This is a genomic window from Capnocytophaga genosp. AHN8471 (assembly GCF_016806945.1).
In the GTDB taxonomy this organism is placed as follows: Bacteria; Bacteroidota; Bacteroidia; order Flavobacteriales; family Flavobacteriaceae; genus Capnocytophaga; species Capnocytophaga periodontitidis.
Window position 1 is genome coordinate 163137 of the sequence record NZ_JAESPJ010000011.1, and the last position, 16905, is coordinate 180041.

Here is a 16905-nt window from a genome sequence, read left to right on the forward strand (position 1 = left end):
AAAAGAATGATACTTGCTGTAATTATTTACTCACAGCCATTGTTAATAAGGTGTTGATAACAATTTGTCGATTTGCTGATTTTTTTGTACCTTTGTTGTTATAAAAAACAAGAATTATGTTAGAAAAAGCCATACAAATAGCCTCAGAAGCTCACATAGGTCAAGTAGACAAAGCTGGGCAACCTTATATTTTACATCTTATTAGGGTGATGAATGCAGGACAAACTGAAAGTGAAAAGATATGCGGTGTATTACACGATTTAGTTGAAGATACACATTGGACGTTTGCCGACCTTAAAAAAGAAGGTTTTTCAGAAGAAATACTCAATGCTTTACAGTGTGTAACAAAAGAAATTGGAGAAGATTATGAACATTTTATAGCGCGCATTAAAGGTAACCTATTAGCTGTAAGAGTAAAACTCAACGATTTAAAAGACAATATGGATATCACACGATTATCTTCTATTACAGAAGAAGATATGAAGCGTTTGAATAAATATTTAAAAGCATATCATTCTCTTTTAGATGAAGAATAATAACTAATAATAAAAAAAAAGCTCTAACTTTTGTTAGAGCTCTTTGTGACCTCGACAGGATTCAAACCTGTAACCTTCTGAGCCGTAATCAGATGCGCTATTCAGTTGCGCCACGAGGCCATTGTTGTTTTTGTTTTACGGGTGCAAAGGTACAACCTTTTTTGAAACCTGCAAATTTTTAAACAACTTTTTTTCAATTATTTTTTTCTTACTTCACTTGTACTCTCCATCCAAATGGGTCTTCAGCCTTGTTATACTGAATGTTAAGTATAGCTTGTTTAATTTTATCGGTATATAATTCAGCAGGACGATTTACACTGTAATCCTTGCCTTTATAGCCAAATCCAGATATAGGGCTAATCACTGCTGCCGTTCCACAACCAAATGCTTCTTTCAATTCACCTTTTTCAGCCGCTTCGATAAGTTCGGTTACTTTCACTGGGCGAACTTCGGTTTTGATTCCTAATTTTTCGGCTACTGCAATAATACTTTTACGAGTTACCCCATCGAGAATACGCTCACTGGTAGGGCAAGTAACAAGGGTATCACCAAAACGGAACCATAGGTTCATTGTACCTGCTTCTTCTAAGAATTGGTGCGTAGCATCGTCTGTCCACATCACTTGTTGGTAACCTTCATTGGCAGCTTCTTGGGTAGGGAAAAACTGACCTGCGTAGTTACCTGCAGCTTTAGCAAAACCAAAACCACCATTAGCCGCACGGCTGTAATAGTCGGCTATTTTTACTTTCACATCGCCTTTGTAATAAGCCTGTACAGGGGCGGTAATAATCATAAAGAGGTAGTTTTTAGCAGGGGCAGCTTGTACGCCAGCAGTAGTAGCAATCATAAATGGGCGCAAATAGAGGGCATTGCCGAATCCTGGTTTTATCCACTCACTATCGATATCTACAAGAGTGCGAAGAGCCTTATCAAACCATTCTTCAGGGAACTCAGGCATTGCCAATCGTGAGCAGGATTTATTGATACGTTTGTAATTTTCTTGCGGACGAAAGAGAAAAACGTGTCCGTTGTCATCTTTATAAGCTTTCATTCCCTCGAAAACAGCTTGCCCGTAGTGGAATACGCTTGCTGAAGGCTCAAGGGTAATAGGAGCATAAGGTTTGATGGTTGGGTTTTGCCACTGTCCATCTTTGTATTCACAGATAAACATATGGTCAGCAAAAGTTTTACCAAAACTCAGTTTTGAAAAGTCTATTTGATTGATACGACTTTCTTTTACTTTTTCAATCTTTAAATTCATATTGTTTTAGTTTTTAATTCTTAAATTTTTGTCAAAGGTACGAAATATTTTTTAACTTTGTCGCTTAAAAGACAAAAATCTTTATTGTGTATCCACCAATATACTAATTATGAAATAATTACTTGTTATTTACTACCTGTTACTTTTTATTTGAATTATGATTCACGAACTTATAAAAACCTCCGACGGCTCTACCAGCCTCTATATTCCGCAATTAGATGAGACCTATCACTCGGTACACGGCGCACTTCAAGAAACTCAGCACGTGTTTATCAAAAACGGACTGCAACTATTTGAACACCAGAGCATCTCTATCTTAGAAATTGGCTTTGGCACAGGGCTCAATGCTTTGGTTACTTACAAGGAACACAACGCCTTACAACTGAACATTCGTTACGAAACGGTAGAAGCCTATCCTATTTCGTGGGAGGAAGCCTCACAAATGAATTTTTCGGAAGTGCTCTCCCCTACCCTATCCCCTATTTTTGAACAGATGCACTGCTGTCCGTGGGACGAAAATGTTGCTCTCTCTCCTACCTTCAGCTTCAAAAAACGGCTACAACGCTTTGAAACTATTAACGATGTCGACACTTTCGACCTTATTTATTTCGATGCTTTTGGGGCGCAAGTACAACCAGAATTGTGGCAAGAAGCTATTTTCCAACAAATGTACACTGCCCTCAAACAAGGAGGCTATTTGGTAACTTATGCTGCCAAAGGTAGTGTGCGCCGTGCGATGCAGACTTGTGGTTTTACGGTGGAACGATTACCAGGACCGCCTATGAAAAGGGAAATGTTACGCGCTCATAAGGATTAAAGCCCAAACATCCGTTTTCCACATAAAGCGGAAAAGGTAAGTTGTTAGTATACAATGCCCCAGTACCTAAACCTTGAGGCATTGGGCTGTGAAGTGTGTACGTCCACTGTGCAATGGCATTGAGCCCTATGTTACTTTCCAAAGCCGAGGTTACCCACCAACCTATACCCAATGTTTCGGCAAGCATTATCCATTCTTCAGAACCTCGATAACCTCCTATGAGCGAAGGTTTTAAAATGATATACTGCGGTTGTATCTCTCTTAGAAGTCGTTGTTTTTCTTCAGAAGTAAATACCCCTATCAATTCCTCATCAAGGGCGATAGGTAGGGGTGTTTGTTCGCACAGTTCAGCCATAGCTTCCCACTGTCCTGCACGTATAGGCTGCTCAATAGAGTGCAATTGCAGGGCAGCTAACCGCTCTAAATACACCAGAGCCTCAGTTGCTTGAAACGCACCATTAGCATCCACCCTTATCTCTATATCACTTGCTGAAAACTCATTGCGCAAGGCTTTTAAAATACGATATTCCTCTTCAAAATCAATGGCACCTATCTTCATTTTGATACAGTGAAATCCCTGAGCGAGTTTTTCTTTTATCTGCGCTTTCATAAAGTCGGGAGAGCCCATCCAAATAAGTCCGTTGATAGGAATTGTGTCTTTACCCGCTGTAAAATCAGAAGGAAAAAGTTCGTGCCACTGTGACGCTGCTGCCGATCTAAAGGCTTGTTCCACACCAAATTGTATAGAAGGAAAGGCAACAAGTTCTTTGAGCAATGCCTCTTCACCCAAATGCAGGTGTTGTTCTACCCATTGCAGTTTTGCTTCATAATCAGGTACATCATCAGCACTCAATCCACGAAAGAGGTTGCATTCTCCTATGCCTTTTTTGCCCTCTTGATCTATTACCAAAAAAAAGGTTTCTTTGGAGGTAAGCACCCCCCGTGATGTCCCCGACGGACGTTTAAAATTGAGAATATGTTTAATCATAATACCAATTTGCTAATTCGCTAATTTTTAATTTTCTATGATTTTTGTCTATCTGTATCAATTCGACTATGGTATAAGTCTCTGGCAAGTATTTTTCAACTCTTTCTGCCCATTCAATAAAACACCAATCGCCCGAATAGAGGTATTCTTCAAAGCCTATATCAAAGGCTTCTTCCTCATTTTTGATACGATAGAAATCGAAGTGGTAAATCTTATCATTAGTGCCTTCATAAGGGTTCACCAAACTAAAAGTAGGGCTACTCACATTATCGGTACTGCCTAAAGCTCGTACCAAAGCCTTGATAAGGGTGGTTTTACCAAAGCCCATTCCTCCTTTGAAAATCACTACTTTGGATTGCAAATAAGGAAGAATTTTTTCGGCAATAGCATCTATTTCGGATAAAGTATAAGTAAATTCCATAAGGTTTGTTCCTTTAATTGGGCAAAGGTACTAATAATTGAGGAATTAGCAAATTAACAAATTTTCTAATTAGCTGGTCGTAGTTTGACCGGTTAGGAGTGTATTTTTGCCAGCAGAAAAAGAAAAGTAAAACTTTTTCACACAAAAAGGAATACATATCCAAAAAAGTTTGTACATTTGTCGCAAATACCAGTAACACTAAAAAATAAATTCAATGGAACAACCTAAATTAGAGGAAAAAGTGTTAAAAGAGCTTTATAATACTTATGTCATACCTCCTTATCAACGACCCTATAAATGGCATAAATCTCATGTTATTCAGCTACTTGATGATTTGTATGAAAATATCTATATTGGTAAGCGAACCTACCGAGTAGGAACTCTTATTATTCATCAAGATGAAAATGGCAATCATAATATTGTAGATGGACAACAACGCCTAACGACCCTTTCACTTATTTTATATTATTTAGGTGAAAAAGATAAGCTACTTCAGAACCAAGAATATAGCAATGAGATTTCTAAAAATAATCTCATCTATAATTATGAGCAAATCAAACAATGGTTTGGTGCTAAGAGATTAGAAATAAATGAAGAAATGTTTTTAAACGAGTTAAAAGATAAATGTGAGTTTGTTGTTATTACAGTATATCGTCAAGATGAAGCTTTTCAGCTATTTGACACTCAAAACTCAAGGGGTAAAGAACTTTATCCACACGATCTATTAAAAGCATTTCACCTAAGAGAAATGGATAAAGATGGGTATACAGATAAAGAAATAGAGCAATACGTTATAAAATGGGAAGATTATCTTCTCAAAGAAAACAATCCTTTGCTTGATATTCTCAATAATCATCTCTATAGAATACGAAAATGGATAAAAAGAGAGCCTAAATATTCATTTTATAAGTCAGATTTAAACGAATTTAAGGGTATAAGCCTTTATAAAAAAACAAAATACAACTATGAACAACCTCTAAGGATATTAGATAAGACAATATCTTCAATATCTCACAATTTTGGTATTACTCAAACTTATCCATTTCAGATAGGGATGAGTATCATCAATGGAAGAAATTTTTTTGATTATGTATTTCATTATATTGAGCTAAAAAAACAACTGCTTAAAGGTAATGAAGAATTCGAAACATTTTATAAGAAAAGATGTCTTGAATATTGGGGTTCGTGGAGAGTAGGTGATGTAAAGGTTAGAAATCTTTTTGAGAATATTTGCCTGCTTTTTGTTGATAGATTTGGTCTTTCTTTTTTAGAAGAGGCGGTTTTTTATGATGGTTTTTATAAAAATGTATATCTATTGCGATTAGAGAATAAAGCAATATCAGAAAGTAGTATTTTAAAGCACGAACATGCCCTTCGTTTCTTTAGGTCTATTCCTAATAGCTGCTCACCTGAGGAACTAAAAATAGATTTATCCTGTAATTACATTCCTCATGAAAGAGGCTATGCAAAAGGAGTAGAAGAAGGAGTTTTAATTTATTTTAACGCATAATAACAATAAAAATAAAAAAATGAAAGAAGCCTTAGCGATTGAAAAAATATTAAATGGAGATAATACTTACATTATCCCTATTTACCAACGAAATTACGAATGGGAACAACCTCAAATAGAGCGTCTTATTAGGGATGTTAACAGTATAGAAGAGAACGAATGGTACTATTTAGGCACTTTAGTTACCTTTAAAAGAGATGATGGGAGTTATGAACTTGTGGATGGGCAACAGCGTCATACCACCCTAAATCTTATCAAAGCTGTTTTAGAAAAGGAAATCTCCTTTAACCTCAACTTTCAAGCGCGCTCTGAGTGTAGGCAGTTTTTTAATGAGCTTTCTGAAGGTAAGAGTCTACCTGAAATTCCTAAAACACAAAATCTAAAGCAAGGCATTGAGATCATTAAAAGTATTTTCAACGATATTTTATCTACTGATGAAGATAAAGAAACATTTAGAAAGAAGTTTTTTGGACAAACTTATATCTTTAGGACAGAGTTACCCAAAGAGACTGAGTTAAATCATTATTTTGAGATAATGAACAATCGTGGTGAGCAGTTAGAGAAACACGAAATACTCAAAGCACAGCTGATGAATGAAATAAAAGATGAAGACAATAAAGATAGAAATGTAGATAGAGAAGTCTTCGCTCAAGTATGGGAGTCTTGTTCTTTTATGGGAGACTATATTTGGAATAATAAACTCCCTAAAGAATTATTAGAGAAAGAGGAACTCTCATTTGATGATATTGTATCTTCACTTGGAAAAGATGAAAGTAATAAAAAAAATCAGCCTCAAACAATAGCAGCACTTTTAGAAAAGGGTGTAGAAACACTTTCTGAAGGATTTAAGAGAGAAGAAAGCAAAACGTATGATTATCGTTCTGTATTAGAGTTTCCTACTTTCTTACTTTATGTATATCATCTTATAAATCCTAAAAAAGAAACTTCCTTTGATGATAAAAAACTTTTAGAGACATTTAAAGACTATAAAGATGCAGAAACTTTTATCGTAGCTTTACTCAAATATAGAATCTATTTTGATAAGTATATCATTAAAAATAGTCTCCTATCAAACGACAAGGAAAGCAATTGGGGAATAAGAGGATATGAATTTGAAAAAGAAGGAGTAGAAACAAAGGAAACTGCTTTTGAAAATACTGTTGAAGAGAAGAAAATAGAAATGTTGCAAGCAATGTTTCATTATACAACTATTTCTAACGACAAAAAGAATTGGCTCTTAAGATTACTAAGAGATAAGGTAGAAGAGAAAGACTTATATAGTGTTTTAAAATCAGAATTAGAAGAGGAAATTAAAGATATCTCATTAAGTGAAGTTTCCTTTTGGTCAGTTTCTACTAAGATATTCTATTACTTTGAGTATATGCTTTGGGAGGTCTATTATGACTATGTAAGAGGGGAAGATAAAGTAGTTAGACCTGAAGCAATAAAATCTATCACTAACAGAATAAAGGAAGTTAGGGACCAGTTTAATAAATTTTATTTCAGGCAATTGTCTTCTAAGGAGCATTTATTACCACAAAGTAAAAAAGGATCTATTGATATAGATAAAACGTTACCTACTGACAAACAAGATGAGGAGCGAGAGAAAATACTCCATAGTTTTGGAAACCTTTGCTTAATCAGTAGCTCTGAAAATTCATCAGCTAATAAAGAACATCCTGAGTACAAAAAGGAATCATTTTATAATAATACAAGTCTTAAAAGACTGATGATGTTTGAGACATTCTCGGTAAATGAATGGAATACTCAAGAAATTAAACAACATCAGGAAGAAATGGAAGCTCTTTTGAAATTTTATCAGTCTTCTAAAGAATAAACCTTCTCCCCCTCCCCACTCCTAAAAAAGTGGGGATATTTTTTTTCAAAAAACACCACCATCGGTCATAGTTTGTCCATTTAATATCGTATCTTTGCAGTGTAATTATTTAAAGCAATACAATGAATCTTTATTTAGATGACCTCCGCCCTACTCCTGAAGGCTTTGAGCGCGTGTATTCTTACACCGACTTTGTAGCTTACCTCAAGTGCAAAGGATTGCCTGATTTTATCTTGTTTGACCACGATTTGGGCGAAGAGTTTTCGGGCTATGATTGTGCTAAATATTTGGTGGATTATTGCTTAGATCGTCAGTTGCCTTTGCCTGATTTTGCAGTGCATAGCCAAAACCCTGTGGCAAAGAAAATATTGAGCGGTTGCTAAATAATTTCAAAGAACAACAAAAAACAATTTTAAAGGCAATTTAACTACTTAACACTTTTCACTTATTATGGCAAAACCTATCCAAATAGCACGTTTGGTGCATATCATTAGATTGCTTACTACTCATAAAAATGGACTATCAGCTCAGAATATTGCCGATTATTTGGCTGATGAAGGCGATGAATATGCTTTCAGTAACCGCACTATTCGCAGGGATTTCGACGATATATACATCGCTTTTGGTATTGACATCACCCTTAATACAAAGGAAAAAGTATGGGCTATCAACCCCGATAGCATTGCCAATAAACAAAGCATATTAGACCATCTGTTGTTAGTTGATGCCCACCGCAAGGCAAAAAATACAGGTACTCTCCTCTTAGAAGCACAACCTGAAAAAGGCTTGGAAATGCTCGACCCTATCCTTACAGCTATTCCTCAAAATGTATTGATTACCTTTACTCATACTTCCTTTGGTTGGGAAACTACTAAAGCATATCAGGTATTGCCTTATGCTGTGAAAGAATATCAAGGTCGTTGGTATCTCATTGCGACTGATAACAAACAGCCTATCAAACTCAAAGCTTTTGCTCTCGACCGTATGAGTAACTTAGAGGTAACCGACATCCAAGTGAAACGCAAAAAAATAGATATGGAGTCGTTTTTTGATCATTTCTATGGGGTTGCCATTGCTGAAGACGAGCCCTTGCAAAAGGTAATACTTTCCTTTGATTATGAACAAGGTAAGTATATCAAATCGCTAAAACTACATCCTTCTCAAGTAACTCTAATAGATAATGAGGACGAACTACGTGTGCAACTCACTCTTGCTTTTCCTAATGGTAAAGCTCCCTACGATTTGGTGATGAAACTCTGTTCGTTTAGCTGTTCGGTAAAGGTTATCGCACCTCAATCTTTAGCTGATGAGGTTGCTAACTACCATAAAGCCGCTTACGAACAATATCAGTCCTCGTAAAAAAATAGTCATTCGTAACTCGTTATTCGTAATTATTTTTTACCTTTGCCCATTAGAAATAAAAAACTTATGGGAAACACTACAATTGAAGCACAGAACTACTGCATATACTTCAACGAAGAAGGAACGCATTTTATCAATGATTTGATAGCTGAACGCCGTCCCTCTAAGCTCTTCCTTTTAGTAGATAGCCATACTAACGAACACTGTTTGCCGGTATTCCTCCCCGATTTGGCTACCGATATTCCCTTAGAAATTATAGAAATAGAAGCGGGTGAACCTAATAAAAACATCGATACTTGTACCCAAGTGTGGTATGCCCTTTCTGAATTGGGGGCTGACCGCAAGTCGTTGCTCATCAATATAGGTGGGGGCGTTGTTACCGATTTGGGGGGCTTTGTCGCCTCTACTTTTATGCGCGGTATCGATTTTATCAATGTACCTACGAGCTTGCTGGCAATGGTCGATGCCTCGGTAGGTGGTAAAACTGGAGTAGATTTAGGTGCTTTAAAAAACCTTATAGGAGTGATCAACAATCCGTTAGGGGTAGTGGTCGATACTCGCTTTTTGGCAACACTCCCTGCCGAAGAACTCCGCAGCGGAATGGCCGAAATGTTCAAACACGGTCTCATCAGTTCGCCTGAATATTGGCAACAAATGTGTCAGCTAAATGAACTTCCTGCAGAGTATTTGGGAGTGCTCATTCGTGAATCGGTAGTGATAAAAAATGAGGTTGTACGCCAAGATCCTACTGAGAAAGGTTTGCGGAAAAAGCTAAACTATGGTCATACCTTAGGGCACGCCATAGAATCGTATTGCTTGCAAAACCCAGAAAGAGAACGCTTGTTACACGGAGAAGCTGTTGCTATTGGGATGGTGCTTGCTACTTATCTTTCAGTAAAAGAATTGGGCTTCCCGCAAGCTGAATGCGACCATATCAAAGCTGTTTTAGCTGAATATTTCCCCAAACAATCTTTTTCTAACGAAGAAATTACCGATATTTGTCAGCTGATGCGTTTTGATAAGAAAAACGTGGGCGGCAATGTTTACTTTGTACTTTTAGAAGCCATTGGCAAACCAAAAATCGACTGTATTGTTCCTTTTGAAGAAATTTACAAAGCCTTTGAATATTACCTCATTTAATAACTCATAACCAGATGAAACATTTTTTAATCTTCTTATCATTTTGTTCTCTATGGGTAGGACGAGTGTCAGCACAAAGTTATTGGCGCAAAACCAATTTCACTACCCAGCGCGACACTCATTCCACCGACCCTTCTTTTCAGTATTTCACTTTGGATAAAGCTGCCTTTGCGCGTGCGTTGCAAACGAGCGAAACAAGCCGAGGTGTTGCTATCGTTGCTATTCCTGATGCCGAGGGGAATCTTATCAACTATTACATTACTCCCACACAAGTACTCTCGGAAGCGGTAGCACGCGATTTTCCTTCTATTAAAACCTTTGTAGGCAAGGGGGTAGACGATGCAACCCAGCATATCCGCTTTACGTGGAGCGATGATTATGGATTGGACGCTATTATGCAAAAAAATCTGCACTATAGTTTTGTAGAAACCGAAGATAAAGAGGGCATTCACTACAGAGTTTATAAATATGAAAATACCGAAAAACCTTTGGTAGACTGCAAAACTTTGGATGTACCTGCACTCGTAGCAGAAAGCCAAGCACTACAACGCGCTACTTTTTCAAGTCCTAATGTACTTCGCACTTTTAGAATTGCTATTGCTTGTACTCACGAGTACACCGATTACTTTTGGGGAAAAGCCTCTGCCTTTGCAGAAATAGTCAAAACCATAAACAGAGTGAATGAGGTATACGGGCAACAGCTTTCTATAGCCTTTCAGTTGGTTTCAAGCGATACCACCGTTTTTGAAGATAAAGACACCGACCCTTTTACGGGGATTAACTACAATTATTGGGAATATAGATCTGATGTATTACAACAAGTACTCGATGATAAGATAGGTAATGGTAACTATGATATAGGACACTTATTCCACAATGGTAATAATGGAGGCAACGCTGTGTGTATTGGCTGTGTATGCGAAAGTGACAGAAAAGGGCGTGGTTTTTCGTCTTATCCGTTTGCAAGAATGGGAATTTTCCGCAGCGCTTTTGCTATAGATGTAGTTGCTCACGAAATAGGACATCAATTAGGGGGGCGACATACTTTTTCATACCGCAAAGAGTTAGGCTCTGGCTCACAAATGGAACCAGGAAGCGGCACTACCATAATGAGCTATGCTGGCGTTACACGCGATTACGACGTGCAACAACACGCCGACCCTTATTTGCACCACCGCACTGTGTACGATATTACTAATAACCTACAAACTACCTCTTGTGCTACCGAAAATTCTACAGGTAACACGCCTCCTGAAATCCCTGACCTAAAGAGTTACACCATTCCATACAGCACTGCCTACTTATTAGAAGGCACTGCTACCGATGCCGATGGCGATGCGCTATTGTATACGTGGGAAGAAAGTGATAATTACACTGAATCTGGCAACTATAATTTTTCACCTACGATGCGTTCGGGAGCTACAGCCCGCTCTATGAAACCCTCTGCTCAATCGTATCGTTATATACCTCGCTTAGAGCGCATTGTAGCAGGTACACTCACCCAGCAAAACCCCAGAAAAGGAGATGCTTGGGAAACGGTACTCAACATAGGGCGCACCCTTCATTGGACGTTTATGGTAATCGACCGTCCTTTGGCAAGTAATCAAACGGGAAATACTGTTTATAAAACCATTGAGGTTGTAGTAAGTGCCGATGCAGGCCCTTTTAAAGTAACTTCTCACAACCAAAATAGCACTTGGATTGTAGGACAGAAAGTAAAGATTGAATGGGATGTTGCCAATACTAATAAAGCTCCCGTATCGGTAAACAAAGTGAAAATACTTTTTTCTACTGATAACGGAGCTACTTTCTCACATACTTTGGCTACAGGTTTACCCAATAACGGAAAAGCTGAAGTAACGATACCTGCAAGTCTAAAAACTACTCAGGGGCGTTTTATGATCAAAGCTGAAGAGAATATCTTTTTAGCAGTAAATGCGGGTACTATCACTATAAAAGAAGATGAAGATACCGATGGTGATGGTATAATGTCCAGTGTCGATAACTGTCCGTTTGTAGCCAATCCCAACCAAAAAGATAGCGATGGTGACGGTATAGGTGATGCTTGTGACGATGATATAGATGGCGATGGTATTCTCAACGCATTCGACAATTGCCCTACCGTGTCTAACACTACCCAACAAGACCTCGACAACGATGGTATAGGCGATGCTTGCGACAACGATATCGATGGTGATGGCATTCCTAACACTCAAGACAACTGTCCGCTGATTTACAACCCCGATCAAGCCGACCTCGACAGTGATGGTATAGGCGATGCTTGTGATGATGATATTGATGGGGATGGCATCCCAAATAAAGAAGACCCTCAGGTAGATTACGTACTCATTTCCAACGCCTTTACTCCTAACGGTGATGGCATCAACGATACTTATACGATTGCTCACGCCGAAAAATATCCGCGTAACACCCTTTATGTGTATAACAATTTAGGTCAGTTAGTATATGAAGCGAGAGGCTATAAAAACCAATGGGACGGCAAGATGTCTAACGGAACATTGGTAGCGAGAGGCTCGTATATAGCGATATTTAGCATTGATGGCTCTGACGAAAAACAAACTAAATACTGGATTTACATCAATTATTAGCAAAAGATAAACTATGAAAAAGATATTTTTAAGTGCTGCTTTATTGCTCGCTGGTGTGGCTCAAGCACAAACTATAGACCCCTCTTATATATTCTATTATCAGCACCAAAACTTGGTAAACCCAGCAGCTGTAGGGTTAGAGAGAGGGCACACCATTTCGGTGGATATACGCAACCAATGGCGCGGAATGACTGAAGCGCCTCAAACGCAAACTTTCTTCACCACTCACCGCCTTTCCGATCGCGTAGGGGTAGGACTTTCGCTTGCTAATAACAAAGTTTTTATACAGAAACAAGCCGGTATCTACGCCGATTTTTCCTACTCAATTCCTATTACTTACAACTCTAATTTAATAGGAGGTATAAAATTTGGGGGAGATTTTTTCAATGTAGATGGCAGTGATTTGCGCACCTACAATAATTTGTATAATATGTATTACCCTAATGGGAATCGTAAGCACCCCACTTACTACAACGACCCTTATTTGCAAAGTATTTCAGGGAAGTTTCAAACCAACTTTGGTGCAGGACTCTACTACGACCACCCTGATTTCTATATAGGTATGGCAATTCCTAATATGTTGGCTTCTGATAAAGTGCGTATGGATAACGAGGTGATGACTTCTATTGCCGATAATATGTTCTTCTATTCTATGATAGGGTACTATTGGCGTGTAGCTAATGATTTCACTATAAAACCTCGTATCCAAACAAAATTAGGCAAAGGATCATATCCTTCTACCGATCTTACTGTGGCAGGCAATTTTGCTAATCGCGCCGAATTAGGGGTCACTTATCGCACTGATAAGGCAGTAAATGCTTATGTATTCTTTGAAATTCCTGATTATTATGTAGCAATAGGTTATGGGTTTGAAAGTTACTTCCAAACCCATCTCAACTTGCAATCGCGTAACTCTCACGAGTTCTTAGTTCAATTCAAATGGTAGTGTGAGCCACACGGGCGATTATTTTACTGTATATTGAAGTGTAGTGTATTGGGCTACACGGAAAGCTCCGAGAGGGTTTTCACGTTTGTTAGTTGTATTCACGATGTTGCCTATGGGGCGCGTAGGAATAGTAAATGGGCTTTGTCCTTCTGATAATCGAACGAGCATTTGCACAAACTCCTTATATTGAGGATGAATGCGGTAGAGAATAATATGTACTACATCATCTTTTTTGAGTTTTTCTTTGTTATCTACTCCTGTTAATACAAAGAAGAATTTATTATTAGCTATGTAATTATCGTCTAAGGTGCCATAAACTGTTTTGGAAATATTATTCTGTGAAATCTTAATTAAATAGGCATTTGCAACCCCATCATTGATACCATCAAAATAGAAACGCACCTCTTTGCGATCTTTTAAAAAGCCTCCGTTTTCTTTCTGTACAATTCTATCAGAAGGTACTACGGGGGCTTCGAGCATTTTATCTTTGGCGGTATAAGTTTGCCCGTTGAGTTCTACAATCAATTCATAGTTTTTGCCTAACTCAGGGGTGATACCTGCAGGAAATACATAACGGCTACCACCTTTTAATTCAGGTAGATTATCGGAAGTGATAGTTGAGGTACCATCCCAAAGGGTAAGACTGTAGGTTTGGGTACCCGAAACTATCTTCACCACTGCATTATTTACCGCAGGTGAATGTGTTTCACCAAAATAGGCTTCAGTATAACTGATATCAACTATTGGGTAGGCTTTGGTTTCTCCTTTTTTCCAGTCGAGAGCTGCATCAATCACTAATTTCTTAGGAGCAGTATCCAAATTCAAATCGATAACTTCTTCGCAAGAAGTCAAAGCAAAGGCACTGAGGAGTATGATATAAAGGTTTTTCATTTTATTCTACTATTTTATAGGATTAGAAACTAAAGTTATAAGTTATACTAGGTATAATACCAAAAATGGAGAGTTTCACCGCTTCATTTTTATGAGTATCTTCGTTTTCACGGAAGGAAACACTTACGGCATTTTTGCGGTTATACACGTTGTAAACCCCAAATACCCACTCACTTTTCCAGCGTTTTGCTCTATCCGATTGTGGAGTATAGGTAGCCGATAAGTCTAAACGGTGATAGGTAGGTAAGCGGTATTCGTTGCGCTTGCTATAATCGGGGACAGTTTGTCCTAAGTAAGAATAACGCCCTATAGGGTAGTTTGCAGGCAATCCCGATTGCAAGTTGAATATAGCGCCAAACGTCCATTTAGGTGAAAGTTCGTAAGTAGCTGTAATAGAAAGGTCGTGAGGCTTATCATAAGGGGCATTATACCAATCGCCGTTGTTGATACCTATTTCTTCAGGGGTACGACCTTTGGTTTGCATTTCCGATTTTGAGAGTGTATAGGCAATCCAACCGGTAAGTCTGCCTGTATTTTTACGCAAGAGCACTTCCAAGCCATAAGCTCTGTTTTCTCCTGAGAGCAACACACGTTCAATAGCTTCGTTAGCTATTAGGCTTGCCCCATTGATATAATCCAAACGATTTTGCACCTTTTTGTAGTAAGTTTCTACCTCTATGCTGTATTTATCGTCAAAAACATTAGAGGCATAGCCTAATGCCACTTGGTCGGCGATTTGAGGTTTGATAAACTCATCACTGGGCGCCCAAACATTCAAAGGTGAAGGAGAGGCTGTGTTAGAAATCAAGTGTACATACTGGGCAGTGCGCGCATAACTCGCTTTTACTGATTTGGTATCGCTAAAAGCATAACTCATTGTAAAACGAGGTTCAAAATTAGAGTACAAATCGATAATACGGTTACTGCCGTAGTATTTAGTACCTATAGCAGTACCTTGGTAATACACTTGTCGGTTAGCATTGTAACCCACAGGATTGTCATTAGGATAAATATTCACGGTGCGTTTGCCCAAACTGTAGAAATTACTAAAACGCAAGCCGTAAGACACCGTAAGAGCTTCAGCTAATTTTTGTTCTACATCGGCATAGAAGCCCATTTCGGCAGCATAACGATGTTCGAGTATGCGTTCTTTGATAGTAGAAGCTGAGGTTTTAGGCACAATTTTCCCTGGTTTGAATATGTAGTACAAGCCCTGCACTCCATAAGTAAGTTTGAATTTTTCGGAAATATAGTTTTTGAAGTCGTATTTGAGGTTAAAATTCTCAATTCCCGACGTCCATTTCATATCAACGAAACTAAAATCGAACTTATAGTCGTAGTTGCTGTAGATAGCCGAGAGATTAGAGAAGAGTTTATCAGTAAACAAGTGATTCCAACGCAAGTTTACCAAGGCATTGCCATAAGTATTGGTGAGGTTTTCGCTGAGTATAAAACTATCTCTACCAAAATAGCCAGAAAGATAGAGCGCATTGTTTTGATTGAGTTGGTACGAAAGTTTGGTATTGAGGTCGTAGAAATAAGCTGAATTTTCGTTATCGCTCAATTTGAGAAAAAGATGAGCATAAGAAGCGCGCCCTCCTACTAAAAATGAGGCTTTGTCTTTCACGATAGGGCCTTCGGCAAGCAAGCGTGAGGAAAGTACCCCTATACCGCCAGTCGCTGCAAATTTATTTTTATTACCTTCTTTTTGATAAATATCTAAAACTGAAGCTATACGTCCGCCATAGCGCGCAGGAATTCCGCCTTTGTAGAGCTTCATATCACGTACAGCATCAGCATTGAAGACACTGAGGAAACCAAAGAGGTGAGAAGCATTAAAGATAGTAGCCTCATCGAGGAGTACCAAGTTCTGGTCGGCAGCGCCACCACGCACGTTAAATCCTGAGGAAGCCTCGCCCGCATTGCTCACCCCAGGCATTTGCATTAAGGTTTTGATAATATCTACCTCACCTACAAGTACAGGGAGTTTCTTGACGGTAGTAATAGGAATGGTAGCTACACTCATTTCGGGTTTGCGTACAGCCGCTTTAGGAGCAGAATGCGCATTGAGTTCCACGCCTTTAAGCTCTATAGCCTCAGGTTTTAGTTTATAGTCTCTACGGATATTTTTGTTAAGCTCTATAGTTTCTTGGTGAGTACCAAAGCCTATATATTCAATCACGATAGTATATTTACCTTCGGGTAAAGTGATAGAATAGAACCCATACTCATTCGTAGAAGTACCCGTATGGAGTTCTTTGACAATGAAGTTTACCCCTAATAATTTTTCACCATTAGAAGCATCGGAAATAGAGCCGCTAAGAGTGTACTTGTGTTGTGCAAACACAGCGGTTGTTACTACTAAAAAAAGTAGCAATAAGCACTTTTTTTTCATAAGATAATTTTTATTTTTTCAGGGGCAAAGATACAAATAAAAACTTTTGATACAAAATAAGTTTCTATTTCTCTATACCAAAAGAAGCATTTTCTATACAAAAAAGTTAGCAATTAGTTTTACACTAACTGCTGCTTTCTATTTTCACTTGTTTTTTAGGGAATCTGTAAATAAAACTCCCCGATTAGCATT

13 protein-coding genes, 1 tRNA gene and 1 pseudogene are annotated in these 16905 nt (G+C 38.2%); 9 read left to right on the top strand and 6 right to left on the bottom strand.

Annotated features, from left to right (window positions below):
* Positions 1 to 116 precede the first annotated feature (116 nt).
* Positions 117 to 536: a phosphohydrolase gene (locus JMN12_RS05915; protein ID WP_198467135.1), complete on the top strand. Its 420-nt coding sequence runs from the start codon at positions 117 to 119 to the stop codon at positions 534 to 536.
* A gap of 46 nt (positions 537 to 582) precedes the next feature.
* Here the strand turns inward: JMN12_RS05915 and JMN12_RS05920 are convergent.
* Positions 583 to 656, bottom strand: a tRNA-Arg gene (locus JMN12_RS05920).
* 88 nt (positions 657 to 744) lie between these two features.
* A complete protein-coding gene (locus JMN12_RS05925; protein WP_009413553.1) occupies positions 745 to 1797 on the bottom strand; it encodes a branched-chain amino acid aminotransferase in 1053 nt (350 codons plus the stop codon).
* A 157-nt stretch (positions 1798 to 1954) separates the two neighbouring features.
* On the opposite strand from JMN12_RS05925, the gene mnmD reads away from it, so the two are divergent.
* Positions 1955 to 2614, top strand: coding sequence for a tRNA (5-methylaminomethyl-2-thiouridine)(34)-methyltransferase MnmD (gene mnmD / locus JMN12_RS05930; RefSeq protein WP_198467136.1), 660 nt, complete (start codon positions 1955 to 1957; stop codon positions 2612 to 2614).
* Here the strand turns inward: mnmD and JMN12_RS05935 are convergent.
* Together JMN12_RS05935 and tsaE are read right to left on the bottom strand one after the other, a co-directional pair.
* Positions 2577 to 3602, bottom strand: a complete 1026-nt coding sequence (locus JMN12_RS05935; protein WP_198467137.1) for an o-succinylbenzoate synthase — start codon at positions 3600 to 3602, stop codon at positions 2577 to 2579. The genes mnmD and JMN12_RS05935 overlap by 38 nt on opposite strands.
* Positions 3595 to 4023, bottom strand: a complete 429-nt coding sequence (gene tsaE, locus JMN12_RS05940) for a tRNA (adenosine(37)-N6)-threonylcarbamoyltransferase complex ATPase subunit type 1 TsaE (RefSeq protein ID WP_198467138.1) — start codon at positions 4021 to 4023, stop codon at positions 3595 to 3597. Before tsaE ends, JMN12_RS05935 begins: the two co-directional genes overlap by 8 nt.
* A gap of 214 nt (positions 4024 to 4237) precedes the next feature.
* Here tsaE and JMN12_RS05945 point away from each other — a divergent pair, with 214 nt between their 5' ends.
* The 7 genes and pseudogenes from JMN12_RS05945 (at position 4238) to JMN12_RS05975 (ending at position 13427) form a co-directional block, all read left to right on the top strand.
* Entirely contained in the window at positions 4238 to 5533 is a 1296-nt protein-coding gene (locus JMN12_RS05945) for a DUF262 domain-containing protein (RefSeq protein ID WP_203137974.1), read from the top strand.
* A gap of 19 nt (positions 5534 to 5552) precedes the next feature.
* Complete coding sequence (locus JMN12_RS05950) at positions 5553 to 7370, top strand: DUF262 domain-containing protein (protein WP_203137976.1); 1818 nt, start codon at positions 5553 to 5555, stop codon at positions 7368 to 7370.
* A gap of 122 nt (positions 7371 to 7492) precedes the next feature.
* Positions 7493 to 7797: pseudogene (locus tag JMN12_RS05955) on the top strand (cyclic-phosphate processing receiver domain-containing protein).
* Between the two features lie 23 nt (positions 7798 to 7820).
* A complete protein-coding gene (locus tag JMN12_RS05960) occupies positions 7821 to 8729 on the top strand; it encodes a helix-turn-helix transcriptional regulator (RefSeq protein WP_203137977.1) in 909 nt (302 codons plus the stop codon).
* Positions 8730 to 8798: 69 nt separating this feature from the next.
* On the top strand, positions 8799 to 9872 hold the full coding sequence (gene aroB / locus JMN12_RS05965) for a 3-dehydroquinate synthase (protein ID WP_203137978.1): 1074 nt from the start codon (positions 8799 to 8801) through the stop codon (positions 9870 to 9872).
* A 14-nt stretch (positions 9873 to 9886) separates the two neighbouring features.
* Complete coding sequence (locus JMN12_RS05970) at positions 9887 to 12481, top strand: thrombospondin type 3 repeat-containing protein (RefSeq protein WP_203137983.1); 2595 nt, start codon at positions 9887 to 9889, stop codon at positions 12479 to 12481.
* 13 nt (positions 12482 to 12494) lie between these two features.
* Positions 12495 to 13427, top strand: coding sequence for a PorP/SprF family type IX secretion system membrane protein (locus JMN12_RS05975; protein WP_203137993.1), 933 nt, complete (start codon positions 12495 to 12497; stop codon positions 13425 to 13427).
* An 18-nt stretch (positions 13428 to 13445) separates the two neighbouring features.
* On the opposite strand, the gene JMN12_RS05980 is transcribed toward JMN12_RS05975, so the two are convergent.
* Both JMN12_RS05980 and JMN12_RS05985 read right to left on the bottom strand, forming a co-directional pair.
* Complete coding sequence (locus JMN12_RS05980; RefSeq protein ID WP_203137995.1) at positions 13446 to 14318, bottom strand: DUF4249 family protein; 873 nt, start codon at positions 14316 to 14318, stop codon at positions 13446 to 13448.
* 22 nt (positions 14319 to 14340) lie between these two features.
* Positions 14341 to 16713 (bottom strand): TonB-dependent receptor, encoded by a 2373-nt coding sequence (locus tag JMN12_RS05985; protein WP_203138004.1) that lies wholly within the window; start codon positions 16711 to 16713, stop codon positions 14341 to 14343.
* Between the last annotated feature and the right edge of the window lie 192 nt (positions 16714 to 16905).